The organism is Streptomyces sp. 3MP-14 (genome assembly GCF_006334905.2).
Lineage (GTDB): Bacteria > Actinomycetota > Actinomycetes > Streptomycetales > Streptomycetaceae > Streptomyces > Streptomyces triticirhizae.
This window is the reverse complement of record NZ_VDLZ02000026.1, coordinates 1-25215: the sequence shown is the minus strand read 5'-3', so window position 1 is coordinate 25215 and position 25215 is coordinate 1. Positions and strand designations below refer to the sequence as shown.

Genomic DNA, 25215 nt, shown 5'->3' with positions numbered 1-25215 from the left:
ACGACGCTACCCGAGCGGCATCACTCCCCCTCCGCCGGGGCCACGTCCCGGAGCAGGTGGGTGAACGCGGCCTCGTCCAGGATCGGCGTGCCGACGGCGCGGGCCCTGACCAGCTTGCTGGTCATCGCCTCGGGCGTGTTGGTCACCAGCAGGCTGGTGAGGCGGGAGATGCTCGTCGCCACATGGAGCCCCGCCTCGACGGCCTGGTCCTCCAGCAGCTCCCGGTCCGTCGAGGTGTCGCCGGAGAACGCGACCCGCATCCCCTGCACCAGCCGCCCACCCGGCTCGTACCGGCCCGGGTTCGGGTAGGGGCAGGCCGGCCTGCGGCGCGCCGGCCGCCAGCCGCGCCAGGCGCCGGCCGCGCCCACCCGCGCCCGCTGGCCGTCCCCGGCGGCCGCCGGACCCTGCGCCCACTCCGTGATCGGCCGGCAGGCGTGCAGCGGCAGCGGCAGCCGGCGGCTGGCCGCCTGGTGGAGGCTCGGCCGGAACGCCTCGGCCAACACCCGGGCGTCGTCCAGCGCGTGGTGCGCGCGCCGCTGCTCGACGCCGAAGTGGCCCACCAGCGTCTCCAGCCGGTGGTTGGGCAGCGGCAGCGCCAGCTCCTTGGCCAGCCGGATGGTGCACAGCCGCTGCCGCACCGGGGGCGTGCGCTCGGCCCTGGCGAACTCCCTGGCCAGCATGGTCCAGTCGAAGACCGCGTTGTGCGCCACCAGCACCCGGTCGGCGAGCCGCTCCGCCAACTCGTCCACGATCTCCCCGAACAGCGGGGCGTCGCGCAGCATTTCGGTGGTCAGCCCGTGAATCCACGTCGGCCCCGGATCGCGCTGCGGGTTGACCGGGGAGTACCAGTGGTCCTCCACGTCGCCCCTGGCGGTCAGGCGGTAGACGGCCGCCGAGACGATCCGGTCGTGGCTGGCCAGGCCCGTGGTCTCGACGTCCACCACCGCGTAACCCGACGGGTAGCCCTCCGGCCAGGGCACCTCGGGGGTGGCCCGTTGCGCGGGGATGTCGACCATGGCTGGCTGGTGGTGGTCATCGAGCATGGTCCCAGAGGATACGGGCCGGCACCGACAGTGCCCGCCGAAAGCCCGGGAGTTGGGCCGCCGAACGGGCCGCCGAAGGGGCCGGCGAGCGGGCCCTGACACCCCGCCGGCAACGGGCCGTCAGCAGCGTCGGGCGGGCGTTTCGCGCTGGTTGTCACAGGGGTGCCGTACGCTGCGAGGCATCTGCTTCCCACCAGCGGAGGTGCCCGATGCTCCTCGACACCCACGGCCGGATCGCCACCGACCTGCGGGTCTCCCTCACCGATCGGTGCAACCTGCGCTGCACGTACTGTATGCCGGAGGAGGGCCTGTCCTGGCTGGCCAAGCCGGAGCTGCTCACGGACGACGAGATCGTGCGGCTGGTCGGCGTGGCCGTCGGTCAACTGGGCGTGACGGAGGTCAGGTTCACCGGCGGTGAGCCGCTGCTCCGCCCCGGCCTGGTCTCGATCGTGGAGCGCTGCGCGGCGCTGCGCCCCAGGCCCAGGATCTCGTTGACGACCAACGGCATCGGCCTGGAGCGCACGGCCGAGGCGCTGCGCGGAGCCGGACTCGACCGGGTCAACGTGTCGTTGGACACGTTGAGTTCACAGACGTTCGAGCGAATCACCCGCCGCCGTCGCCATGGCGACGTGCTGCGCGGCCTGGCGGCGGCCAGGGACGCGGGCCTCACCCCGGTCAAGGTGAACGCGGTGCTGCTGCCCGGCGTCAACGACGCGGAGGCGCCCGAGCTGCTGGCCTGGGCGCTGGCCGAGGGGTACGAGCTGCGCTTCATCGAGCAGATGCCGTTGGACGCCCAACACGGCTGGCAGCGCGGGCGGATGGTCACCGCCGAGGAGATACTGGCTGCGCTGGAGCGCCGGTTCACCCTCACGCCGGAGGAGGGGCGGGGCTCGGCGCCGGCCGAGCGCTGGCTGGTGAACGGCGGCCCCGGCCGGGTCGGCGTGATCGCGTCGGTCACCCGCCCGTTCTGCCGGGCGTGCGACCGCACCCGGCTGACCGCCGACGGCCAGGTCCGCAACTGCCTCTTCGCCCGCGAGGAGTCGGACCTGCGGGGCCCGCTGCGGGCCGGCGTCGACGACGCCGAGCTGGCCGAGCTGTGGCGGCGCGCGATGTGGGGCAAGAAGCCGGGCTCGGGCCTGGACGAGCCGACGTTCGAGCAGCCGGCCCGCCCGATGTCCGCGATCGGCGGCTGAGGCAAGCTGAGGCAAGCTGAGGCAAGCTGAGGCCACGGGAACGAGGGGGGCCGGGGCGCCCGGCCCCACGGAAGCCTCAACCCTCTTCGCGGGCGCGCCACTCGTCGAGCGGCACGACCTCCTTCAGGAAGCCGCGCAGCCCCAGGAAGCGCGACAGATACTCCCGGTGCTCGTCGCACGCCAGCCAGGTCTTGCGGCGCTCGGGGGTGTGCAGCTTGGGGTTGTTCCAGGCGAGCACATGGACCGCCGCCGCCCGGCATCCCTTGGCCGAGCAGACCAGCTGCGCCTCGGCGGGCTCGTTCGACACGGGTTCCTTCCAGGTTCTTCCTCGTCCGGGCCGCTCCACCCGCGTCGCGTGACGGTCGCGTGGTGCGACGGCCGAGACGCTGACTGGGCCCGGACATGATCGACGCCGGGCGGCCACGGGGGGAGCCGCCCGGCTTCTCTCTGTCGCTCCGACGGGGGATACGGAGCGCCCTTGAAGTATGACACGCGAGGGGGCGGTCATTGCAGGGGAATGACCCAAATGATCTGAGCTTTTCCTGAGGTTGGCCGACGGAAGCCTCAACTCCGCTTGTGGGCTTCCTGTTGTGCCGGCGGCAGCGCCGGTGGCACCACCGCCTCGCCGACGAAGGTCGAGGGCAGCGAGGGCACGTTCTCCCGGCCGGCGTTGGCGATCACCACCGCGATGTACGGCAGCGTGATCCCCAGCAGCAGCGTGACGACGGCCAGCGGCAGGCTGACGTTCCACAGCAGCGCGGTGAGCAGCACCGAGACGGTGCGGACCACCATCGCCACGATGTACCGCCGCTGCCGCGCCCGGACGTCGTCGTCCAGGCTCTGCCGGGCACCGGTGATCCGGTACACATCGGAGTCCTCGTCCCGGCCCCTGCCGGTCCCGCGCCAGCGCGCCATCCTCGTCACCCGTCTCCCAGGCTGAAGCCCACCGCTCAGGCGCACGGCGAGTCCAGCTCACGGTAAGCCCAGCCACCCCTCACCGGAGCAGCTGGGCCAGCTTTCGGCCAGCCTTCAGGTACAGGCCGTCCGGCGCGCCGGCGGCGGCCCGTTCGGCCACCACCTCGGCCAGCGGCCGCAGCGCGTCCGCCTCGGCCAGCACCTCGGCACGCTGCTCGGCCCCGTCCTGGAGCACCAGCCGCAGCGCGTTCTGCTTGGCCAGCCGCCGCGCGGCCGAGGCGCTGGGCGCGAACTCCAGCACCTTCGTCAGCACGGTCGCCACCGTCTCGCCGCCGTGCTCGGCGAGCGAGACCTCAGGCAGCGTGTCCACCTCGGCGAAGCTGCGCTTCGAGAACTGCGCCGTGAAGCCGGCACGCGCCTTCATCGCCGCCTCGACGCCGTGCAGCGCGGCGACCACCTCGCCGGCCAGCACCTTCTTCAGGTCCATCGGGTGCAGCGAGGAGTCGGCCAACCGGCCCTTCACCGCGTCGAGTTCGGCGTCGGTCCACTCCGTCCAGGCCCGCAGGTAGGGCTCCATCAGCCGGTCAGGGATGGACATGACCTTGCCGAAGACGTCCTCGGGCGTGCTGGTCAGGCCGATGTAGTTGCCCTTGGACTTGGACATCTTGGCGCCCGAGCCGTCGGTGCCCTCGATCAGCGGCATCCCGACGACCAGCTGCGGGGTCTGCCCGTAGATCTCCATGACCCGGCGGCCCATCTGCATGTTGAGCAGCTGGTCGACGCCGCCCAGCTCCACGTCCGCGTCGATCTCGGCCGAGTCGATCGCCATCGCCACCGGGTAGATCAGCTCCGACATGGACAGCCCGTGGCCCGCCTCCAGGCGGTTGCGGAAGTCGTCGCGCTGGAGCAGCGCGGAGGCCGAGACCTGGGCGAGCACGCCGATCAGCTTCGGCAGGGTGATCCCGGCCAGCCACTCGCTGTTGTGCCGGAAGCGGACCTGCTCGAAGTTGAAGAACGGCCGCACCTGGTCGCGGTAGCCGGCGAGGTTGGCCGCGATGTCCTCGTCGGTCAGCGGCGGGCGCTCCGCCGAGCGGCCCGAGGGGTCGCCGATCTTGGCGGTGATGTCGCCGATGATCAACGTCACGTCGTGGCCCATCCGCTGGAAGCGGCTGAGCACGATCATCGGCACCGCGTGCCCCAGGTGCACGTCGGCCGCCGTCGGGTCGATGCCGAACTTCACGTGCAGCCCGTGCCCCGCCGCCCGCGCGGCCTCGATGCGCTCCGCCAGCCGTTCGGCCGACGGCAGCACCTCGACCGCGCGGGCCGCGATCAGCTCGGCCTGCTCCCCGGGCGACAGGTCGGTCAGGTCCAGATAACGCCGCGTCGCCGTCTCCTCCAGCAGCCGCTGGACGGTGGTGTCGGAGGAGAGGTCCTGCGCCAGCAGCGCGCTGGCGCGCCGCACGGATTCGCCGAGGCGTGTCACGTCGTGGTCCTGCCGTTGTCGGGGGAAGGGAACGAGCCGATTCTACGGGGGCGCGTTCACACCCCGGGACTGACGGAACTCATGTGGAACTCCGGCACCCGCAGCGCCGGCATCGCCGTCCGGGGGAAGTAGTCGCCCCACTCGCGGGACCTGGTCAGCTCGGTCGCCGACGCCTCGGAGGCCCGGCCGATGACCTCCACCGGGGACTCGTTGAACCGGAAGTTGTTCACCTGCCCCACCACCTCGCCGCCCTCGACCAGATAGACGCCGTCCCTGGTCAGCCCGGTGAGCAGCAGGTTCTTCGGGTCGACCTCGCGGATGTACCACAGGGAGGTGACCAGCAGGCCGCGCTCGGTGGTGGCCACCAGCTCGTCCAGGGAACGGGTGCCGCCCGCGTCCAGCCGCAGGTTGTCGATCACGGGCGCCAGCGGCAGCCCGGTCAGCTCGGCCGAGTGCCGGGTGTTGGGCAGCGTCCGCAGCACGCCGTCCGCGATCCACTCGGTGCGGCCCAGCGGCAGCCCGTTGTCGAAGACCGCGTTGCCCACGAAGAACGTCTCGGTCGAGGAGCGGGAGAGCACGAACGGCGCGGCCGTCAGGCCCTCGGCCGCCGGGTCGCTGGCGAGGGTCAGCGGCAGCGTCGCCAGCCGCTCCCCGACCCGGGTGCCGCCGCCCGGCCGGCTGAAGACCGTGCGGCCCTCGTGGCTGCGGCGGGCGTCGTTGGTCATGTGCTGGTAGAGCAGCAGGTCGGCGACGGAGGAGGGCGGCAGCAGGGTCTCGTAGCGGCCCGGCGGCAGGTCGACCGTGCGGTCGGCCCAGGCCAGCCGCGTCGCCAGCGAGGCGTCCAGCGCGGCGACGTCCACCCGGTCGAAGTCCGCGACCGGCACCGTCGCGAAGGAGGAACGCCGCCGACCGTGCGACTTGGCGTTCAGGTCGACGGAGCCGGTCGTCTGGTCGTGCCGCAGCCGCAGCCCGGTCGAGGTGCCCAGATAGCTGGAGACCACCGCGTGTTCGGCGTAGCCGAACAGCTCGCGCCCCTCGCCCGCCGCCCGCGCGAACGTCTCGCCGAGCGCCGGCGCGAACGCCCCGAACACCTCGGGCGAGGTCTCCGCCGGCGGCTCGGCGAAGTCCGGTGAGGCCGGTGTGCCCGCCACCAGCGGCGTGGCCTCGTCGGTGGTCGGCGACTGCCGCGCCGCCTCCTCGGCCGCGCGCACCAGCGACTCGACCTCGTCGTCGGCGACGGCCGAGCGGGAGACCACCCCGACCGAGACCCCGGTGGCCCCGCCCACGGTGGCGATCACGGTCAGCACGCGGCCCCGGGTCACGCCGTTGGTGGTCAGCGCGTTGGCCGCCCAGCGGAGGTTGGTCGAGCCGTGCTCGTCGGCGATCACCACCGTGCCGTCCGCCCGGGACAGCTCAAGGGCGCGCTCGACGGTCTCGTGGGGTCGGGGAGCGCTCATCGGCCCGCCTCCTGCGTGGTGTTGAGGACGTTGACGGAACGGAACAGCGCCGAGGGGCAGCCGTGCGAGACGGCGGCGGTCTGGCCCGGCTGCGCCTTGCCGCACATGAAGGAGCCGCCCAGCACATAGGTCTCGGGCCCGCCGACGGCCTCCATCGAGCCCCAGAAGTCGGTGGTGGTGCCCTGGTAGGCGAAGTCGCGCACCTGTCCGGCCAGTTCGCCGTTCCGGATGGCGTAGGCCCGTTGCCCCGTGAACTGGAAGTTGTACCGCTGCATGTCGATCGACCAGGAGCCGTCGCCCAGGATGTAGAGCCCGTTCTCCACCCGGGAGATCAGCCCCTCGGTGCTCGGGCCCTCCGGGTCGGGGCGCAGCGAGACGTTGGCCATCCGCTGGAGCGGCACATGGGCGGGGGAGTCGGCGAAGGCGCAGCCGGTGGAGCGCTCGAAGCCCTGCCGGCGGGCGATCCGCCGGTCCGTCTGGTAGCCGACGAGCACCCCGTCCCTGACCAGGTCCCAGCTCTGCGCCGCGACGCCCTCGTCGTCGAAGCCGACGGTCGCGAGGCCGTGCTCGGTGGTCCGGTCGCCGGTGACCCGCATCGCCTTCGAGCCGTAGCGCAGCGAGCCGAGCTGGTCGAAGGTGGCGAACGAGGTGCCGGCGTAGGCCGCCTCGTAGCCCAACGCCCGGTCCAGCTCGGTGGCGTGGCCGATCGACTCGTGGATGGTCAGCCACAGGTTGGACGGGGCGATCACCAGGTCGAGCTTCCCCGGGGTCACCGAGGGCGCGGCCATCTTCTCCGCCAACAGCCCGGGCATCGCGGCCAGTTCGCCGTCCCAGTCCCAGCCGGTGCCGGTCAGGTACTCCCAGCCGCGCCCGACCGGCGGCGCCAGGGTCCGCAGCGTGTCGAACCGGCCGGAGGCGGGATCGACGGAGGTGGCGGTCAACGAGGGCGCCAGCCGCACCCGTTGCTGGGTGGTGACGGTGCCGGCGGTGTCGGCGTAGAACTTGTTCTCCTGTGCCGCCCACAGCATCGTGTCCACGTGGTCGACCCCGGCGCCGGCCAGCAGCCGGGAGCTGTAGTCGGCCAGCAGCTCGATCTTCTCCGCGTCGGACACCTCGAACGGGTTGACCTCGTAGGCGGAGACCCAGGTGCGCTCGCCGTGCGAGGGCTCATCGGCCAGCTCGACCCGTTCGTCGGAGCCGGCGGCCCGGGTGACCCGGGCCGACAGCTTCGCCATGGCCACGGCCTGGGCGGCCACCTTCGCCGCCGCGTCCATGGTGAGGTCGACGCCGGCCGCGAAGCCCCAACTGCCGTCGTGCACCACCCGGACAGCGAAGCCGGTGGTGGTCGTCGACTCGCTGCCGGCCGGCCGCGCGTCCCGCAGCGCCCAGCGGGCGTGGCGCACCGACTCCAGCCGGAAGTCGGCGTGTTCGGCGCCCAGCGCCCTGGCCCTGGCGAGGGCGGCGTCGGCGAGTTGTCGTAGGGGCAGTGCGAGGAACGCGTCGTCGATCGTTGTGGGCAACCGTCTCTCCTGTGTCTGAAGGTCCTTCTCGGGTCCGTCCCGGGCGGGGAGTGGGCCCGGGGGAGCGGCACACGCCCCGACGGCGTGCGCCGGCGGTCGCGCGCGACCGCGCCCGGCACCGATCCTGCGTCCCCAACCCCCCGGTGGCCAAGGGCTTTCGCCGACCGGAGTCGGCCGGGCACGCCCCGCGCGGGGTGCGGCCTGCGCTGTGGAAACCCCACAGCCAGCCACGCCGGTGCCTGTCGCGCCTCGGTTAACGTCTCACCGACCGGAGGGTCTAGCGTTGTGGAAAGCACACGACACGAAAGAGGTGGTCCCTTGAGCCGCTCGGTACTGGTGACCGGAGGCAACCGCGGGCTCGGCCTGGCCATTGCCCGCGCTCTCGCCGAGGCGGGTGACAGGGTCGCCATCACGCACCGGTCGGGCGAGCCGCCTCAGGAGCTGCTGGACCTGGGCTGCCTGCCGGTGCGTTGCGACATCACGGAGCCGGAGCAGGTGGAGCAGGCGTTCAAGGAGGTGGAGAACGCGCACGGCAAGGTTGAGGTGCTGGTGGCCAACGCGGGCGTCAACCGCGACCAGTTGCTGCTGCGCATGTCCGAGGACGACTTCGCCTCCGTGCTGGAGACCAACCTCACCGGCACGTTCCGGGTGGTCAAGCGCGCCGCCAAGGGGATGCTGCGGGCCCACACCGGGCGGATCGTGCTGATCTCCTCGGTGGTGGGGCTGCTGGGCTCGGCGGGGCAGGCCAACTACGCCGCGTCCAAGGCCGGCCTGGTCGGCTTCGGGCGCTCGCTGGCCAGGGAGTTGGGCTCGCGGGGCATCACCTGCAACGTGGTCGCCCCCGGCTTCATCGACACGGACATGACCAGGGAGCTGACCGACGACCAGCGCGAGCTGATCATCGAGCGGATTCCGCTGGCCCGCTACGGCGACCCCCGGGAGATCGCCGCGACCGTGCGCTTCCTGGCCTCCGACGAGGCCGCTTACATCACCGGAGCCGTCATCCCCGTTGACGGCGGATTGGGCATGGGGCACTGACACCATGAGTGGACTTCTCGCCGGCAAGCGCATCCTGGTCACCGGGGTGCTCACCGAGTCCTCGATCGCCTTCCACGCGGCGCGGCTCGCCCAGGAGGAGGGCGCCGAGGTGATCCTGACCGGCTTCGGTCGGCTCTCCCTGGTGGAGCGGATCGCCAAGCGACTGCCCAAGCCGGCCCCGGTGATCGAGCTGGACGTGCAGAATGCCGAGCACCTGGCGGGCCTGCCGGGCCGGATCACCGAGCACCTGGGCGAGGGCGTGGGCCTGGACGGGGTGGTGCACTCCATCGCGTTCGCCCCGCAGGACGCGCTGGGCGGCAACTTCCTGGCGACGGAGTGGCCCTCGGTGGCGACGGCCGTCGAGGTCTCGGCGTACTCGCTGAAGTCGCTGACCATGGCGGTGCTGCCGCTGCTGGAGCGGCGCGGCGGCTCGGTCGTCGGCCTGACGTTCGACGCGCAGGTCGCCTGGCCCAAGTACGACTGGATGGGCGTCTCCAAGGCGGCACTTGAGGCCACCTCCCGCTATCTGGCCCGCGACCTGGGCGACCGGAACATCCGGGTCAACCTGGTCTCGGCCGGCCCGATCAAGTCGATGGCCGCCCGGTCCATCCCCGGCTTCGAGGAGCTGGCCGACGTCTGGAACACCCGGGCGCCGATCGGCTGGGAGCTGACCGACCCGGAGCCGGCGGCCCGGGGCGTGGCGGCGCTGCTGTCGGACTGGTTCCCGAAGACCACGGGCGAGATCGTCCATGTGGACGGCGGCGTCCACATGATGGGCGCCTGACGCTCGACGGAACGGGCGCTTCGACCGCCCGCCGCACCACGCGGAACGCGCGCCCCCGGCCCCGCTCGAACGGGCCCGGGGGCGCCGTCGCGTCGAGCCGGGAACGGGCGCGCGCCTCGGGGAACGACTCAGCCGGCGGCGTAGAGCGAACGCCCGCACACCCGGGCGTAGGAGCCGGCCTCGCTGGCGGCGGTCTCCGGGTCGCCGGCGCGGATCGCGTCGACCAGCCGCCCGTGGTCCATGTGCTCATCGGCGCGCAGCTCGTCGCCCACATCATGGCGCAAAAACGCCCTTACCACGGAGCCCAGATCGGCGTACAGCTCGGTCAACACCTCGTTGTGGGAGGCCTGGACGACCGCCATGTGGAACGTGGCGTCCGCCTCCACGAAGCGCTCCACGTTCCCGGTGTCCCAGGCCGCCTCTCGGCGGGCCAGCAGGGTGTCCAACTGCCGCAGCTCGCGCGGCGTCCTGCGGCGTGCGGCCAGCCGGGCCGCCGAGGCCTCCAGTGTGCTGCGCACCTCGGCGACGTCCCGGGGCTGGGCCTCGGCGAACCGCCGGTGCATCACGCCCGCCAACTCGCTGGTCGCCGCGACATAGGTGCCCGAGCCCTGCCGGATGTCCAGCAGCCCGTTGTGCGCCAGGGCCCGGATCGCCTCGCGGACCGTGTTCCTCGCCACACCCAGCTGCTCCACCAGCTCGGGCTCGGTCGGGATGCGCGAGCCCACCGGCCACTCGCCCGAGGTGATCTGGAGGCGCAGTTGCCCGATCACCTGGTCTGCCAACGCGGCGCGACGTGGCGCGGTCAGTGACATGGCTCTCCCCGTTGCCCGGTTTCCACGCGGCCTCTTCGGCGCGACCCCGTGGAGCCTATTCATCCCATGATTCTATGATGAGAGCCATGGGGCTTCTTCAGAAAGACCGTACTCCGCCCCGACGTTCCGCCGTCCGTGACCGAGCGCCCGCCGGCCACCCCGACGCCCCGGCGCGTCGGGGCCGCGTGCTGCTGGCCGTCGCGCTGGTGCTGACCGCGCTCAACCTGCGCCCGGCGATATCCGGGCTCGGCCCGGTACTCGCCGAGGTCCGCCGCGACCTCGGCATGTCCGCCACCGTCGCCGGCCTGTTGACCTCCGTGCCCGCGCTCTGCTTCGCGGTCTTCGGCGTCACCGCGCCCCGGCTCGCCGGCCGCTTCGGCCCGGTGAAGGTGGTGCTCGCCGGGCTGGTCGCCATCAGCGCCGGCCTCGGGCTGCGCGCGGTCGCCGGCAACACCGCCGTCTTCCTGGCCACCAGCGCCCTCGCGCTCGGCGGCATCGCCGTGGGCAACGTGCTGATGCCGGTCCTGGTGAAGCGCTTCTTCGCCGACCGGGTCGGGCTGCTCACCGGCCTGTACTCGATGGGCCTGGCCCTGGGCACCGCCCTGGCCGCAGCCCTCACCATCCCGGTCAGCCGCGCGATGGGCGACAACTGGCGCGCCGGGCTGGCCGCCTGGGCGCTGCTCGCCGCGCTCGCGCTGCTGCCCTGGCTGGTGCTGCTGCCCCGGCTGCGTGCCAGGGGCGACGACGCCCGCCGCCCCGGCGGCGCCGAGGCCGGCCCCGACGGGCGGCCGTTGCGCCTGACCCGCTCGCCCACCGCCTGGGCGCTGGCCGTGTTCTTCGGCCTCCAGGCGATGGCCGCCTACATCACCATGGGCTGGCTGCCGCAGATCTACCGCGACGCCGGCGTCTCCGCCTCCACCGCCGGCCTGCTGCTGGCGCTGGTGATGGGCATGGGCGCGCCGCTCAGCTTCCTGGTGCCCACCCTCGCCACCCGGCTGCGCACCCAGGGCCCGCTGGTGATCGCCGTCGGCCTGTGCGGCTTCGGCGGCTACCTCGGGCTGTGGCTGGCGCCGGCCGGCGGCGCCTGGGTGTGGGCGGTGCTGCTGGGCGTCGCCAACACCGCGTTCACCGTCGCCCTCACCATGATCGGCCTGCGCGCCCGCACCGGACCCGGCGTGATCCGGCTCTCCGCCTTCGCGCAGAGCGTCGGCTATCTGCTGTCCGTGCCGGGCCCGTTGCTGGTGGGCGCGCTCAACGAGGCGACCGGCGGCTGGACGGCCCCGCTGCTGCTGCTGTTGGCGCTGCTGGTCGCCCAGGTCTGCTGCGGGGTGCTCGCCGGGCGGGACCGCTGCGTGGAGGACGGGCACTGAGTGCGAGACTGGTGCCATGCCAGCGCTCGACCCCAACCCAGGCAACGGACAACGCACCCTGCTGCTCATCCTGGGCGCCATGCTCGGGATCACGATCGTCATCGCCGTGATCGCTACCGTCGCCTCGCCCTGACGCGTCCCACGACCCCTCCACGGGGTGGTGCTGGCCCCACCATCCCCTAGGGGGCTGGGTTCAGGGGCGACTGGGTGGCTCACCGGATGGGCCCGGGCCGCGATCTTCCCTAGATTCCTTGGTGAGCCGCCGACCAAGGCGCTCACGAACAGCAGCGGAGGAAAGGGAAGCGCCATGACCGCTCGCGCCCAGACCAGCCAACCCGAGCTGCGCCTGCGCTGGTGGGCCGTGGCCCTGCCCGTCGCGGTCTTCCTCGGGCTCCTCGCCCTGCTCGCCTCCGGCGGGGAGAACACGACGGCCGGCGGCATGGACCCGCTCACCCGCGTCGTCGAACACCTCCAGTCGACCCTGCTCTGACGCCTACCCGCAAACCCGGCGCCGCGCCGCCCCGAGCCCCGGCCCGCCCGGCGGCACCGATGCCCAACGCCCCGACCCGTACTGCCCGTTTCGTGCGAAGCTGGGGCACATGAGCGTCGAAGTTGTCCGCAGGATCGTTCTTCTCCGACACGCCAAAGCCGACTGGCCCGACGTCGCCGACCACGATCGACCGCTCGCCGAGCGGGGCCGCCAGGACGCCCTCCTCGCCGGCCGCCGGCTCGCCGGCACAGGCGTCACCCCCGAACTCACCCTCTGCTCAACGGCCGTGCGCGCCCGCGACACCTGGAAGCTGTGCGCCTCCGAGCTGCCCCGCCGCCCCAGGACCACCTACGAGAGCCGGCTGTACGAGGCCACGCCGGGCGAGGTGATCGCCGTGCTCAACGAGGTGGACGACGCGGTCACCGACCTGCTGGTCGTCGGCCACAACCCGACCCTGCACGCGCTGGCCGACCTGCTCGCCGGCACCTCCGACGGCGACACCCGCGCCCGGCTGCACGCCACCGGCTTCCCGACGGCGGCCCAGGCCGTGCTGACGCTGACCGGCGGCTGGAAGTCGCTGGAGCCCGGCGCGGCGCGCCTGGTCACCTTCTGGACGCCCCACGACTGAGGCCCGGCTGAGCGCGCGGCTCAGCCCTGGGCGTCGGCCGCCTCCACCTCTTCCCTGGTGATGCCCAGCAGATACAGCACGGTGTCCAGGAACGGCACCGAGACGGCCGTGTGCGCCGCCTCCCGCACCAGCGGCTTCGCGTTGAACGCCACCCCGAGGCCCGCCGCGTTCAACATGTCCAGGTCGTTGGCGCCGTCCCCGATCGCCACCGTGCGGGACAGCGGCACCCCGGCCTCGGCGGCGAACCGCCGCAGCAGCCGCGCCTTCCCCGGCCGGTCCACCACCTCGCCGACCACCCGGCCGGTCAGCTTCCCGTCCACCACCTCAAGGGTGTTGGCCGCCGCGAAGTCCAGCCCGAGCCGCTCCCGCAGCGCGTCCGTCACCTGCGTGAACCCGCCCGAGACCACGCCCACCTGGCAGCCGAGCCGCTTGAGCGTGCGGATCAACGTCCGCGCCCCCGGCGTCAGCCGCACCTCGGACCGCACCTTGTCGACCACCGACTCGTCGAGACCGGCCAACAGCGCGACCCGCTGGTGCAGCGACTGCTCGAAGTCCAACTCCCCGCGCATCGCCGCCGCCGTCACCTCGGCGACCCGCTCCTCGCAGCCGGCGTGCGCCGCGAACAGCTCGATCACCTCGTCCTGGATCAGCGTCGAGTCCACGTCCATCACCACCAGCCGGGGCGCCCGCCGCTGGAGGCCCGAGGACACCACCGCGATGTCCACGCCGCTGGCCGCCGCCTCCCTGGCCAGCGCGGTCCGCAGCTCCTCCGTCGGCACGCCCGAGACGTCGAACTCCACGGCCGTCACCGGGTACTTGGCCAGCCGGTAGATCCGGTCGATGTTCCCGCCGGTGGCCGCTATCCGCGCCGCCACGGCCGCCGTGGTCTCGGCGGTCAACGGGTTCCCCAGCACCGTCACATGGCTGCGCCCGGTGCCGCGCGCCGGGTTGTCGCCCGTTCCGGAGATGATCTCCGCCTGGAGCCCGGCGCCCTCGGCCCAGGCGTGCACGGTCGCCCGCAGCTCGCCCTCGGCCGCCTGCGGCGCGTCCCCGGCCGGCGGCCGGACCAGCGCGCACAGCGTGATCCGCCCCCGGGTGACGACCTGTTCGATGTCGATGACGTCCACCCGGAAGCTCGCCAGCGTCCGGAACAGTCCGGCCGTGAGCCCCGGGCGGTCCCGGCCGAAGATCTTCACCAGCAGCGTGGGGGCGTTCTCGTCCGCCCAAGTCACGGAGGTCATGATGGGGCCCACGTTAGCGGCTGGGACGCGGGCGACCGGCGCGCGGTCCGGCAGCCGGACACCCCGACCAGCGGCGCGAGCGCCCAGGCCGGGCGGCGAACGTCACAGTGAAGCCCACGCTTCGCGACAGCTTGGTGACTTTCGGGGGGCGACTTCCCGTTTCCGGCCAGAGCCTGGAATAGTTCCCCAACGATGTTCAACCATCCCTAGACTTCCGGCCGGAGGTCACTCGGGGGACAACTTTGTGGGGCATGGAGTGCCGGAACTCGTACTCGAATTGAACGGTCAAATCTGGACATTGGACCCTACCAGGTCGTACAGCCTCGGTAGAGATCCACAGGGCGACTTCGCCCTTCAGGACGCTCGTGTCTCGTGGCGTCACGCGACCGTGCGGTGGGGTGGGAACAGCTGGGTCATCGAGGACCACGGCAGCACCAACGGGACCTATGCGCAGGGGCAGCGCATCCAACAGCACGCGCTCGCCCCCGGCACGGTCATACACCTGGGGAACGCCACCGACGGCCCCCGGCTGACCTTCTCCGCCGGCGCCTCGGCGCCGTACCAGTCGCAGCAGGCGCCGGCCGTGCCGTACCAGTCGCAGCAGGCGCCCGCGATGCCCTACGCGCAGGCGCAGGCGCAGGCCGCCACCGCCGGGCCGCCCCAGCACCAGCCGCCGGCGGGCCCACCCCAGCACCAGCCGCCCACCGGGCCGCCGCCGCAGCACCAGCCGCCGGCCGGCCCGCCGCACGGCGAGCCGCCGAACCACGGGGCCACCAGCCTCCACCAGCTCTCCGTCGGCAAGGTCACCCGGATCGGCCGCGCGCTGGAGAACGAGCTGGTCGTCTCCGACCTCCAGGTCTCCCGGCTGCACGCCGAGTTCCTGGCCCACTCGGACGGCCGGTTCGAGATCCACGACCTGGGCAGCCACAACGGCACCTACGTCAACGGCCAGCAGCTGCCGAAGAACGGCCGGGCCAATCTCGGCCCCAACGACACCGTCGGCATCGGCCACTCGACGTTCCGCCTGGTCGGCAACCAGCTCCAGGAGTTCGTCGACACCGGTGAGGTCTCCTTCTCGGCCCGCCACCTGACCGTCCAGGTCAACAACGGCCAGACCACGATCCTCAACGACGTCTCCTTCGGCGTCCCCGAGAAGTCGCTGATCGGCGTCATCGGCCCCTCGGGCTCCGGCAAGTCGACCCTGCTGCGCGCCCTGACCGGCTACCGCCCGGCCACCTACGGCGACGTCCTCTACGACCACCGGAACCTGTACACGCACTTCGCCGAGCTGCGGCACCGCATCGGACTCGTCCCGCAGGACGACATCCTGCACACCGCGCTGCCCATCCGGCAGGCGCTCCGGCTCGCCGCCCAGCTCAGGTTCCCCGGCGACGTCGGCGCGGCCGAGCGCAACAACCGGGTCGAGGAGGTGCTGGCCGAGCTGAAGCTCGTGCCGCACGCCGACAAGCGGATCTCCTCGCTCTCCGGCGGCCAGCGCAAGCGGGTCTCGGTCGCCCTGGAACTGCTCACCAAGCCGTCGCTGATCTTCCTCGACGAGCCCACCTCGGGCCTCGACCCCGGCATGGACCGCGACGTGATGCAGCTGCTGCGCGGCCTGGCCGACGACGGCCGCACCGTGCTGGTCGTCACCCACTCCGTGGCCGAACTCGGCCTCTGCGACCGGGTGCTGGTGATGGCCCCCGGCGGCGGCGTCGCCTACTTCGGCCCGCCGGACGAGGCGCTCAACTTCTTCGGCTACGACAGCTGGGCCGACGTCTTCTCCGCGTTCGAGAACTACCGCGACTACGACTGGATGGGCCGCTGGCGCGGCTCGCAGCACTACCAGATGTACGCCGCCGACCTCGACGCGGTGCAGCCGCAGGCCGCGCCCTACCAGCCGATGGGCGTCATGCAGCAGAAGGCCCAGACCTGGGGCTCCCAGGTGCTGACCCTGATGCGCCGCTACTCCGCCGTGATCCTCGCCGACAAGGGCTTCCTCGGCCTGACCGTCGCCCTGCCGATCATCCTCGGCCTGGTCAGCCTCGCCATCCCCGCCGACTCCGGCCTCGGCTACGGCCCCGTGGAGAACGGCCTGCGCAACGGCGACGCCAGCATCGTGCTGCTCGTCCTCGTCGTCGGCATGTGCTTCGCCGGCGCGGCCAACGCGGTCCGCGAGCTGATCAAGGAACGCGTCATCTACGAACGAGAACGGGCCGTCGGCCTCTCCCGTTCCGCCTACCTGATGTCCAAGGTCTTCGTGCTGGGCATCGTCACCGTGCTCCAGGGCGCGATCCTGTGCATCATCGGCTTCGCCCCGCGCGACATGCCCCCGGAGGGCGTGATCCTCAGCGGCTCGCCCGCCATCGAGATGAGCCTGGTCATCATGGCCCTCGGCTGCACCTCGATGATGATCGGCCTGGTGATCTCCGCGCTGGTCCGCACCTCCGAGATGACCATGCCGCTGCTGGTGATGATCTCCGTGGTCCAACTCGTCTTCACCGGCGCCCTCTTCCAGGTCCACGGCACCCTGGGCGTGGAGCAGCTCGCCTGGCTGATGCCCTCCCGCTGGGCCCTGGCCGGCACCGGCACCACGGTCGACCTCAACACGTTGACCGCATCGCCCACCGCCGAGCCCGACCCGGACCCGCTGTGGAAGCACGAGGCCGGCTACTGGCTGCTCGACGTCGGCGCCCTGCTGGTGCTCGCCGTGATCTGCGGCTTCCTGGTGATGAAGTTCCTGCGCCGCCACGAGCCCGAGGTCATGCGCGCCTGACCCACCCGGCGGGCCCCGCGCCCGCCCGCCTCGGCCGCACGACCTAGGCCGAGGGCCCGACCCCGCGACCCGCCGCCGCCCGATCCGACCAGGGCGGCGGCGGGTTACCGTTTCGACCATGGGCCAACCCACCGGTCTCGCGGCCGTCTCCGCCGCGCTGCTCGCCATGAACCGCACGCTCCAGGTGCACGACGTGCTCCAGACCATCGTGCGCTCCGCACGCGAGCTGCTCGACGCCCGCTACGCCGCGCTCGGCATCCCCGACGGCAACGGCGGCTTCGCCCAGTTCTTCGTCGACGGCGTCACCGACCGCCAGTGGAAGGCCATCGGCCCGCTGCCCCGCCAGCACGGCATCCTCGCCGCCATGCTCACCTCGGCCACCCCCGTCCGGCTCCCCGACGTCCGCCTCGACCCCCGCTTCGAGGGCTGGCCCTCGGCCCACCCCGAGATGACCGACTTCCTCGGAATGCCGATCGCCGACGGCGAGGAGGTCCTCGGCGCCATCTTCCTCGCCAACAAGCGCTGCCCCAGAGACGCCCCGCGCCCCCGCGACGGCTGCGGCTTCACCGGCGAGGACGAGCAGCTCCTCCACCTGCTGGCCGAACACGCCGCCATCGCCCTGACCAACGCCCGCCTCTACGAGCGCAGCCGCGAGCTGACCATCTCCGACGAACGCGCCCGGCTCGCCCACGAGTTGCACGACGCCGTCGCCCAGAAGCTCTTCTCGCTCCGGCTCACCGCCCAGGCCGCCGCCACCCTCCTCGACCGCGACCTCGAACGCGCCAGGAGCGAGCTGCGCCAGGTCACCGCGCTGGCCGCCGAGGCCGCCGAGGAGCTGCGGGCCGCCGTCGTCGAACTGCGCCCCGCCGCCCTCGACGAGGACGGCCTCGCCGCGACCCTGCGCGCCCAGGCCCAGGTCCTGGACCGCGCCCACCCCGCGAAGGTCGTCTTCGACTGCGGCGACACCCGCGCCCTGCCCGCGCCCCAGGAGTCGGCGCTGCTGCGCGTCGCCCAGGAGGCGCTGCACAACGCCCTGCGCCACGCCGAACCCGGCACCGTCACCGTCGCGCTGCACCGCCGGGGCACCGCCACCGTGCTGCGGGTCAGCGACGACGGAACGGGCTTCGACCCCGACGCGATCCGCACGGCGGGCCGCCACCTGGGCCTGGTCTCCATGCGGGACCGGGCGGCGGCCGTCGGCGGCACGCTCACCGTGCGCTCAACTCCCGGCCAGGGAACCGTGATCGAGATGGAGGTGCCGGGTGCCTGAGACCAAGGCCATTCGCGTGCTGATCGTGGACGACCACCAGGTGGTCCGGCGCGGCCTGCGGACCTTCCTTGAGGTGCAGGACGACATCGAGGTGGTCGGCGAGGCCGCCGACGGATCGGCCGGCGTCGCCGCCGCCGAGGAACTGCGCCCCGACGTCATCCTGATGGACGTCAAGATGCCCGGCACCGACGGCGTCGAGGCCCTCGGCCAGCTCCGCGAACGGGACAACGCCGCCCGGGTGTTGATCGTCACCAGCTTCACCGAGCGCCGCACCATCGTGCCCGCGCTGCGCGCCGGGGCCGCCGGCTATGTGCACAAGGACATCGACCCCGACGCCCTGGCCGGCGCCATCCGCTCCGTGCACGCCGGGCACGTCCTCCTCCAACCCGAGGTGGCCGGCGCCCTGTTGGCCCAGGAGGGCGGGGGCGGCGGCCGGGGCGGCTCGCTCACCGACCGGGAGCGCGAGGTGCTGGCCCTGATCGCCAGGGGCCGCGCCAACCGGGAGATCGCCCGCGCCCTGGTGCTCTCCGAGAAGACCGTGAAGACCCATGTCTCCAACATCCTGATGAAGCTGGACCTCGCCGACCGCACCCAGGCCGCCCTCTGGGCGGTCCGCCACGGCATCGCCGACTGAGCCCCGGCCCGACCGGCCGCGCCCCCAACCGGGCGCGGCGCGCCGGGATTTGTCGCCTTCGGTCCCACTTCGTCGGACCATGGTCAACTCCGCTCTTCATACCATCGGGTGAGGCGAGCGCCCCGGGCGTGTCCCGTCCCACGGGCGGCCGTTGTTGAGGGCGAGCCGGGGCAACCCCGCACCGGCCGACTTCTCACCACCCAGCCAAGGGACGCAACGTGAACAACCTCAGGAAGGCCGGCGCCGTCGTTCTCCTCGTCGGCGGAATCGCCGCCACCGGAGCCGGCGTGGCCAACGCCGACAGCGGCGCCGCCGGCGCCGCCTTCGGCTCGCCCGGCGTCATCTCCGGCAACAGCGTGCAGATCCCGGTGGACGTCCCCGTCAACGTCAGCGGGAACACCATCAACGTGATCGGCCTGCTCAACCCGGCCTTCGGCAACCTCGCCGTCAACCACTGAACGGGCCAGGCCACCGTCAGCCCACGCCCCACGCGTTGATCCGAACGGGGGTATCGGGCCGCCCGCCCGTGCCGCACCCCAGATCGACGCGTTGTGCAACGCGCGACTCCCACCGAGGAGTCGCGGCACACGCATCCGTCCAGGAGGAACGCATCTCATGAACACCGCGAAGAAGGCCGCCCTGGTCCTCGCCGCCACCGGCGCCACCCTGGGCGCCGCCGCCGGCAGTGCCGCCGCCGACTCCGGCGCCATCGGCGGCGCCGCCGGCTCGCCCGGCGTCATCTCGGGCAACAACATCCAGGCACCCATCCACGTGCCGGTCAACCTCAGCGGCAACTCGATCAACGTGATCGGCCTGCTCAACCCCACCTTCGGCAACGCGGCCGTCAACGACTGACGAAGCCCCACCGCCCGAAGCGGCCCCCGGAAGCCAGCCGGCCCCGGGGGCCGTTCCCTGCCCGGGGCCCGTCAACGGCGGGGGAGCACTACCCCCGCTGCCGCTCCCGCTCCTCCGCGTAGGCGTTGTACGCCGCCACCCGCGCCCGCCGCGCCGCCCGCTCCACCGGCCGCAACAGCGCCTCCCGCCCCGTCAGTTCGGCAGCGCTCACCGCGCCACCGCCCTCGTCCCGCCCCGCGATGTCCACCAGCGCCGCCACCCGCCCCGCCAGCTCCAACACCCGCACCGCGCGCGGCGGATACCCCGGCGCCAACAGCTGCCGCCCCCGCTCCATCCGCGCCCGGTACGCCGCCAGCGCAGCCTCCGCCACCGGCCCCGAACCCGCCACGTCCAACGCCGTCAACGCCCGCGTCGCGTCCCGCAGCACCTCCGCCAACTCGCGCTCCGCCTCGCCCAACGACGGCACATCCGCCGGCGGCGCCTGCCGCACCGGCGACACCCGCCACAGCACCTCGCACCACACGTCCCCGGCGGGCCCCCGTTCCACCACCTCCGGCACCAGACCCAGCGCCGGCCCCGACACCAGCACCGCCTCACCCGCCTCCAACGCCGCCTCGTTGAACTCCGGCGGACCCGAGAGCCCCAACGGATGCCCCGGCGCCGGCAACGCGATCCGCAGCCCCACCGCGCCCAGCGCCCGCAGCCGGCCCAACGCCAACGTCAGCCCGACCTGGCCCGACTCACCCGGCAGCCCCGCCACCCGGTGCGCCGCGTCGTCGGCGACCACCCCGGCCGCCGCGTCGTCGGGCGACACCAGACCGGCCAACAGCGCGTTGCCCCAGGCGGCCAGCCGCCCCACACGAGGTTCCTCCCACATGCCTCTACCTTAAGGAAGAACCCGGAACAAGCCGCCTGACGCTCGATGCCGGTGAAGGGTGGCGTAGGTTTTGTCCTGGGGAAGTGCCCACAGGCACCGAAACGGCGATGGCAAGGGGAGTAACCGCGCGCATGAGCGATGTACTGGAGCTGGTGGACGTATCCGTGGTCCGCGAAGGCCGCGCTCTGCTGGACAAGGTCTCCTGGTCGATCGCCGAGGGCGAGCGCTGGGTGATCCTGGGCCCCAACGGAGCGGGCAAGACCACCCTGTTGAACGTCGCGTCCAGCTATCTGTTCCCCACCAGCGGCACCGTCCAGATCCTCGGCGAGAAGCTCGGCGGCGTCGACGTCTTCGAGCTGCGCCCCCGCATCGGCATGGCCAGCAGCGCGCTCGCCGACAAGCTCTCCCGCCGCCAGACCGTCCTGTCGACCGTGCTCACCGCCGCCTACGGCATGACCGCCGGCTGGCAGGAGAGCTACGAGGCCGTCGACGAGCAGCGCGCCCGCGCCTTCCTCGACCGCCTCGGCATGAACGACCTCCTCGACCGCCGCTTCGGCACCCTCTCCGAGGGCGAGCGCAAGCGCACCCAGATCGCCCGCGCCCTGATGACCGACCCCGAACTGCTGCTCCTCGACGAGCCCGCCGCCGGCCTCGACCTCGGCGGCCGCGAGGACCTGGTCCGCCGGCTCGGCCGGCTGGCCCGCGACCCCTACGCGCCCTCGATGGTGATGGTCACCCACCACGTCGAGGAGATCGCCCCCGGCTTCACCCATGTCCTGCTGATCAGAGGCGGCAGAGTCCTGGCCGCCGGACCCGTCGAGGACACCCTCACCTCCGCCCAGCTCTCCCGCTGCTTCGGCCTGCCCCTGGTCGTCGAGCGCCAGGGCGACCGCTGGACCGCCCGGGGCCTCCCGCTCACCTGACCGACCACGCACCTGACCGACCGCCACCAGTTCGACCGCCACCAGTCCGACCTCAGTCCGACCTCAACGGACGGGCCCCACTGACCGGTTAGCGACCTGTTCCCTGGCCCCACCACGGCATTACGATGGCTTGGTGGACTTCTGGGTGTGGTGGCTGATAGCCGCCGGAGGATTCGGCATCGCGCTGGTGCTCACCACCATGCCGGAGCTGGGGATGCTCGGCGCCGGCGCCGTGGCGGCGGCCATCACCGCCTCGTTCACGGACAGCCTGGTCATCCAGGTGCTGGTCTTCGCGGTGGTCTCCACCGCCCTGATCCTCGCCGTCCGCCCCATCGCCCGCCGCGCCGGCACCGGCCCGCCCGAGCTGCGCAGCGGCGTCGACGCCCTCAAGGGCCGCTCCGCCGTCGTGCTGGAACGCGTCGACATCCACAGCGGTCGCATCAAGCTCGCCGGCGAGGAGTGGTCGGCCCGCGCGCTGGGCGACGAGGACACCTACGAGCCGGGCACCCAGGTGAGCGTCGTCGAGATCGACGGGGCCACCGCCATCGTGATGTGATGGCTGCCGCGGCAGGCAGCTGTCCCGACAAACGTCCCAACTCAACTAGCAGCAGGGGGAGTACACGATGGACGCCATCATCATCGTGCTGATCATCCTGGTGGTGCTGGTCGTCATCGCGCTCGTCCAAACCATCCAGGTGATCCAGCAGGCCAGCGCAGCCATCGTCGAGCGCTTCGGTCGCTACACGCGCACGCTCAACGCCGGCCTCAACATCGTCGTTCCCTTCATCGACCGCATCCGCAACCGGATCGACCTCAGGGAACAGGTCGTCCCCTTCCCGCCCCAGCCGGTGATCACCCAGGACAACCTGGTCGTCAACATCGACACCGTCATCTACTACCAGGTGACGGACGCGCGCGCGGCGACCTACGAGGTCTCCAACTACATCCAGGCGATCGAGCAGCTCACCGTCACCACCCTGCGGAACATCATCGGCGGCATGGACCTGGAACGCACCCTCACCTCCCGCGAGGAGATCAACGCCGCGTTGCGCGGGGTACTCGACGAGGCCACGGGCAAGTGGGGCATCCGCGTCAACCGCGTCGAGCTGAAGGCCATCGAGCCGCCCACCTCCATCCAGGACTCGATGGAGAAGCAGATGCGCGCCGACCGCGACAAGCGCGCCGCGATCCTCCAGGCCGAGGGCGTCCGGCAGTCGGAGATCCTCCAGGCCGAGGGCGCCAAGCAGTCCGAGATCCTGCGCGCCGAGGGTGACGCCCGCGCCGCCGCCCTCCGCTCCGAGGGCGAGGCCCAGGCCATCCGCACCGTCTTCGAGGCGATCCACGCCGGCGACGCCGACCAGAAGCTGCTCTCCTACCAGTACGTGCAGATGCTCCCCAAGATCGCCCAGGGCGAGTCCAACAAGCTCTGGATCGTGCCCAGCGAGATCGGCGAGGCGCTCAAGGGCCTCGGCGGCAACCTCAACCGCATCACCGGCGCCGGCGACAACGACAACGGCGGGGGCAACGGCGGCCAGGGCGGCGGCCCCACCCTCGACAAGCCCCCGTCCCCCCGGGAGCGCCCCTACATCGAGTGACCCACGGTCGCTCGCCACGCCACACGACGGCGGTGCCGCCCGGAAGCCCAACTCCCGGACGGCACCGCCGCGTTGTTCCGTATCTCAGGCCGCCCGCAACGAGCCGGCCGCCGCCCTGGCGGTCAGCCACTCCGGCAGCTCGCCCACCGCACCCTGCCCGCCCAGCGCCAGCACCAGCGCATCGGCCGGCGTCGGCTGGAACGGCTCCACCAGCAGCCGCATCCCCGCCTCGGCCGGCGTCCGGTTCGCCTTCCGCCGGTTGTCGTCCGCACAGGCGGCGACGGTATTCAGCCAGGTGTCGCGGCCCCCGCGCGAACGCGGCACCACATGGTCCACCGTCGTCGCCCGCCGCCCGCAGTAAGCGCACCGGTGCCGGTCCCGCACCAGCACCCCCCGCCGCGACCAGGGCGCCTGTTGTCGAAACGGAACCTTCACAAACCGCCGCAACCTGATCACCTGCGGCACCGGAAGATCGAGGGCGGCCGCCCGGAAGCGCGAGCCAGGCACCGCGTGCTCCAGATCCGCCTTGCGCTGCAACACCAGCACCACGGCCCGCCGCGGCGACACCGTCGACAGCGGCTCATAGCTCGCGTTCAACACCAGGGTGCCCGACACCCCGACCACCTCCCCGTTCCCGCGCCGCCGTCCCCAGCGGGCCGGCACCCACTGTGCCGCCACCACCACGGTCGGACAACGCAATTTCCCCCGGCGGCACTTCACGGGAACGGGAGGTGAACACGCGCGGGATCAGCCCTCGGCCGGCACCTCGTACTCGCCGACCAGCTGCGCCCGACCCAGCGCGTGGAACCGCAGCATGAAGCCCACCTGGGCCGGCGTCGCGTTCTCGTCGGGACCCAACTTCTCCTGGCCCACCGCGTACACGGTGAACACATACCGGTGCGGCCCGTCCCCTGGCGGCGGCGCGGCCCCGCCGAAGTCCCGCGTCCCGTAGTCGTTCCGCACCGTCACCGCCCCCGCCGGCAGCCCGGACCCGTCCGCGCCCCCGGCTCCCGCCGGCAACTCGGTCACCGAGGCCGGCAGGTCGAACAGCACCCAGTGCCAGAACCCACTCCCCGTCGGCGCGTCCGGGTCATAGCAGGTCACCGCGAAGCTCCGGGTCCCCTCGGGAAAGCCGGACCAGCTCAGCTGCGGAGAACGATTGCCCCCCGCGTGCACCTGCGCCTCGGGCAGCGGCCCACCGTCCTGGAACTCCTCACTGGTCACCGTGAACGCGGCCACCGGCGGATGGAAGTCATGCGGCAGGGGACGACGGCGCAACTCGGACATAGAGCGGAAACCTCCTCGTCGAACGGTTCGCTTCGCCGGTTAGCCTAGTCAGCCGACCACCCCTGAAGCGCCGGAAGAGAGACGTGCCGAAGAAGCCCACCCCCGACCAGCCGCTGCCCCGTGACTTCTTCGACCGCGCGGTGCTCGACGTCGCCCCCGAACTCCTCGGGCGCACCCTGGTCCGCACCACCGAGCAGGGCACCATCACCCTCCGGATCACCGAGGTCGAGGCGTACGCCGGAGAGATCGACCCCGGCTCCCACGCCTTCCGGGGCCGCACCCGGCGCAACGCCTCGATGTACGGCCCGCCAGGCCACGCCTACGTCTACTTCACCTACGGCATGTGGCACTGCCTCAACCTGGTCTGCGGACCCGAGGACCACGCCAGCGGTGTCCTGCTCCGCGCCGGCGAGATCCTCACCGGCGCCGAACTGGCCCGCGCCCGCAGGGCCAAGGCCCGCAAGGACACCGAGCTGGCCAAGGGCCCGGCCCGGCTGGCCACCGCGCTCGGCGTGGACCGCGCCCTCGACGGCACCGACGTCTGCGGGGCACCGACCGCCCCGCTCCACGTCCGCCAGGGCACCCCGGTCCCGCGCGCCCGGGTCAACTCCGGCCCCCGCACCGGGATATCGGGCCCGGGCGCGGTCCACCCCTGGCGCTACTGGATCGCCGACGACCCCACCGTCAGCCCCTACCGGGCCCACCAGCCGCGCCGCCGAGCTGCCCGGCTTGACGTGCCGGCCACGGAGTCGTAACGTGGATCGAGTCGCCTGAAGCAGACGCCCCTGGAAGCCGGTCGTCAGACCCTTCGGAGCAGCTTCGGCGACAGGCCCACTACCAAGCAACGATCTCCCTCCCGGGGGCTTCTTTCGGCACGCCGAAAATCCCCCCGAGAACCCCGATTTGGAATTCGGGTGGGGTTGGTTCTAAAGTAGTGGACACAGCGAAGGGAAGCGCCCGGAGGGCCCTGAGAGGGGTTTGATGGAAGCGTCCGTTCCTTGAGAACTCAACAGTGTGCCAAAAGTCA

27 protein-coding genes are annotated in these 25215 nt (G+C 72.5%); 16 read left to right on the top strand and 11 right to left on the bottom strand.

From position 1 onward, the window contains the following. Positions 1-20: 20 nt before the first annotated feature. Complete coding sequence (locus FH609_RS29920) at positions 21-1043, bottom strand: DEDDh family exonuclease (protein ID WP_139675587.1); 1023 nt, start codon at positions 1041-1043, stop codon at positions 21-23. A gap of 209 nt (positions 1044-1252) precedes the next feature. Here FH609_RS29920 and moaA point away from each other — a divergent pair, with 209 nt between their 5' ends. After that, positions 1253-2236, top strand: a complete 984-nt coding sequence (gene moaA, locus FH609_RS29915; RefSeq protein WP_139675585.1) for a GTP 3',8-cyclase MoaA — start codon at positions 1253-1255, stop codon at positions 2234-2236. A gap of 76 nt (positions 2237-2312) precedes the next feature. Here the strand turns inward: moaA and FH609_RS29910 are convergent, their stop codons facing one another. The 5 genes from FH609_RS29910 to FH609_RS29890 all read right to left on the bottom strand — a co-directional run bounded on the left by FH609_RS29910 (position 2313) and on the right by FH609_RS29890 (position 7611). Continuing rightward, positions 2313-2543: a hypothetical protein gene (locus tag FH609_RS29910; protein ID WP_139675583.1), complete on the bottom strand. Its 231-nt coding sequence runs from the start codon at positions 2541-2543 to the stop codon at positions 2313-2315. A 257-nt stretch (positions 2544-2800) separates the two neighbouring features. Then, positions 2801-3151 carry a DUF3099 domain-containing protein gene (locus FH609_RS29905; RefSeq protein ID WP_139675606.1) on the bottom strand — a complete coding sequence of 117 codons (351 nt, stop codon included), beginning with the start codon at positions 3149-3151 and terminating at the stop codon, positions 2801-2803. A gap of 79 nt (positions 3152-3230) precedes the next feature. After that, entirely contained in the window at positions 3231-4634 is a 1404-nt protein-coding gene (tyrS, locus tag FH609_RS29900; protein ID WP_139675581.1) for a tyrosine--tRNA ligase, read from the bottom strand. A 56-nt stretch (positions 4635-4690) separates the two neighbouring features. Next, positions 4691-6091: a metallopeptidase TldD-related protein gene (locus tag FH609_RS29895; RefSeq protein ID WP_139675579.1), complete on the bottom strand. Its 1401-nt coding sequence runs from the start codon at positions 6089-6091 to the stop codon at positions 4691-4693. Continuing rightward, positions 6088-7611: a TldD/PmbA family protein gene (locus FH609_RS29890; protein WP_139675577.1), complete on the bottom strand. Its 1524-nt coding sequence runs from the start codon at positions 7609-7611 to the stop codon at positions 6088-6090. The genes FH609_RS29895 and FH609_RS29890 overlap by 4 nt, the downstream gene beginning before the upstream one ends. A 318-nt stretch (positions 7612-7929) precedes the next feature. On the opposite strand from FH609_RS29890, the gene fabG reads away from it, so the two are divergent. After that, positions 7930-8649: a 3-oxoacyl-[acyl-carrier-protein] reductase gene (fabG, locus tag FH609_RS29885; RefSeq protein WP_139675575.1), complete on the top strand. Its 720-nt coding sequence runs from the start codon at positions 7930-7932 to the stop codon at positions 8647-8649. Between the two features lie 4 nt (positions 8650-8653). Beyond that, positions 8654-9433 (top strand): enoyl-ACP reductase FabI, encoded by a 780-nt coding sequence (gene fabI, locus FH609_RS29880; protein ID WP_139675573.1) that lies wholly within the window; start codon positions 8654-8656, stop codon positions 9431-9433. Between the two features lie 128 nt (positions 9434-9561). Here fabI and FH609_RS29875 read toward each other — a convergent pair whose 3' ends face one another. Beyond that, complete coding sequence (locus FH609_RS29875) at positions 9562-10245, bottom strand: FadR/GntR family transcriptional regulator (RefSeq protein WP_139675571.1); 684 nt, start codon at positions 10243-10245, stop codon at positions 9562-9564. Positions 10246-10331: 86 nt separating this feature from the next. On the opposite strand from FH609_RS29875, the gene FH609_RS29870 reads away from it, so the two are divergent. The 4 genes from FH609_RS29870 to FH609_RS29860 all read left to right on the top strand — a co-directional run bounded on the left by FH609_RS29870 (position 10332) and on the right by FH609_RS29860 (position 12733). Next, positions 10332-11615: a CynX/NimT family MFS transporter gene (locus tag FH609_RS29870; RefSeq protein ID WP_193318132.1), complete on the top strand. Its 1284-nt coding sequence runs from the start codon at positions 10332-10334 to the stop codon at positions 11613-11615. Positions 11616-11631: 16 nt separating this feature from the next. Beyond that, entirely contained in the window at positions 11632-11748 is a 117-nt protein-coding gene (locus tag FH609_RS32245) for an SGM_5486 family transporter-associated protein (protein ID WP_264372794.1), read from the top strand. Between the two features lie 174 nt (positions 11749-11922). After that, positions 11923-12105, top strand: a complete 183-nt coding sequence (locus FH609_RS29865) for a hypothetical protein (RefSeq protein WP_139675567.1) — start codon at positions 11923-11925, stop codon at positions 12103-12105. Positions 12106-12214: 109 nt separating this feature from the next. Beyond that, complete coding sequence (locus FH609_RS29860; RefSeq protein ID WP_139675565.1) at positions 12215-12733, top strand: SixA phosphatase family protein; 519 nt, start codon at positions 12215-12217, stop codon at positions 12731-12733. 20 nt (positions 12734-12753) lie between these two features. On the opposite strand, the gene serB is transcribed toward FH609_RS29860, so the two are convergent. Further along, positions 12754-13974 (bottom strand): phosphoserine phosphatase SerB, encoded by a 1221-nt coding sequence (serB, locus tag FH609_RS29855; protein ID WP_139675563.1) that lies wholly within the window; start codon positions 13972-13974, stop codon positions 12754-12756. A 256-nt stretch (positions 13975-14230) separates the two neighbouring features. On the opposite strand from serB, the gene FH609_RS29850 reads away from it, so the two are divergent. The 5 genes from FH609_RS29850 to FH609_RS29830 all read left to right on the top strand — a co-directional run bounded on the left by FH609_RS29850 (position 14231) and on the right by FH609_RS29830 (position 19506). After that, complete coding sequence (locus FH609_RS29850) at positions 14231-16747, top strand: FHA domain-containing protein (protein ID WP_139675561.1); 2517 nt, start codon at positions 14231-14233, stop codon at positions 16745-16747. 118 nt (positions 16748-16865) lie between these two features. Further along, positions 16866-18017, top strand: coding sequence for a GAF domain-containing sensor histidine kinase (locus FH609_RS29845; protein WP_139675559.1), 1152 nt, complete (start codon positions 16866-16868; stop codon positions 18015-18017). Then, positions 18010-18651, top strand: coding sequence for a response regulator (locus tag FH609_RS29840; RefSeq protein ID WP_139675557.1), 642 nt, complete (start codon positions 18010-18012; stop codon positions 18649-18651). The genes FH609_RS29845 and FH609_RS29840 overlap by 8 nt, the downstream gene beginning before the upstream one ends. Before the next feature lie 218 nt (positions 18652-18869). Further along, positions 18870-19109, top strand: a complete 240-nt coding sequence (locus FH609_RS29835) for a chaplin (protein ID WP_139675555.1) — start codon at positions 18870-18872, stop codon at positions 19107-19109. Positions 19110-19266: 157 nt separating this feature from the next. Beyond that, positions 19267-19506 carry a chaplin gene (locus FH609_RS29830; RefSeq protein ID WP_139675553.1) on the top strand — a complete coding sequence of 80 codons (240 nt, stop codon included), beginning with the start codon at positions 19267-19269 and terminating at the stop codon, positions 19504-19506. 88 nt (positions 19507-19594) lie between these two features. Here the strand turns inward: FH609_RS29830 and FH609_RS29825 are convergent, their stop codons facing one another. Then, positions 19595-20383 carry a hypothetical protein gene (locus FH609_RS29825; protein WP_139675551.1) on the bottom strand — a complete coding sequence of 263 codons (789 nt, stop codon included), beginning with the start codon at positions 20381-20383 and terminating at the stop codon, positions 19595-19597. Between the two features lie 131 nt (positions 20384-20514). Here FH609_RS29825 and FH609_RS29820 point away from each other — a divergent pair, with 131 nt between their 5' ends. The 3 genes from FH609_RS29820 (at position 20515) to FH609_RS29810 (ending at position 22901) form a co-directional block, all read left to right on the top strand. Further along, complete coding sequence (locus tag FH609_RS29820) at positions 20515-21306, top strand: ABC transporter ATP-binding protein (RefSeq protein WP_139675549.1); 792 nt, start codon at positions 20515-20517, stop codon at positions 21304-21306. Positions 21307-21439: 133 nt separating this feature from the next. Beyond that, on the top strand, positions 21440-21862 hold the full coding sequence (locus FH609_RS29815) for an NfeD family protein (protein WP_139675547.1): 423 nt from the start codon (positions 21440-21442) through the stop codon (positions 21860-21862). Positions 21863-21929: 67 nt separating this feature from the next. Next, a complete protein-coding gene (locus tag FH609_RS29810) occupies positions 21930-22901 on the top strand; it encodes an SPFH domain-containing protein (RefSeq protein WP_139675545.1) in 972 nt (323 codons plus the stop codon). Positions 22902-22985: 84 nt separating this feature from the next. Here FH609_RS29810 and FH609_RS29805 read toward each other — a convergent pair whose 3' ends face one another. Together FH609_RS29805 and FH609_RS29800 are read right to left on the bottom strand one after the other, a co-directional pair. Next, positions 22986-23516: an HNH endonuclease gene (locus FH609_RS29805; RefSeq protein ID WP_139675543.1), complete on the bottom strand. Its 531-nt coding sequence runs from the start codon at positions 23514-23516 to the stop codon at positions 22986-22988. Between the two features lie 132 nt (positions 23517-23648). Then, a complete protein-coding gene (locus FH609_RS29800; RefSeq protein WP_139675541.1) occupies positions 23649-24188 on the bottom strand; it encodes a YbhB/YbcL family Raf kinase inhibitor-like protein in 540 nt (179 codons plus the stop codon). Positions 24189-24271: 83 nt separating this feature from the next. Here FH609_RS29800 and FH609_RS29795 point away from each other — a divergent pair, with 83 nt between their 5' ends. Beyond that, positions 24272-24943: a DNA-3-methyladenine glycosylase gene (locus FH609_RS29795; RefSeq protein ID WP_139675539.1), complete on the top strand. Its 672-nt coding sequence runs from the start codon at positions 24272-24274 to the stop codon at positions 24941-24943. Positions 24944-25215 lie beyond the last annotated feature (272 nt).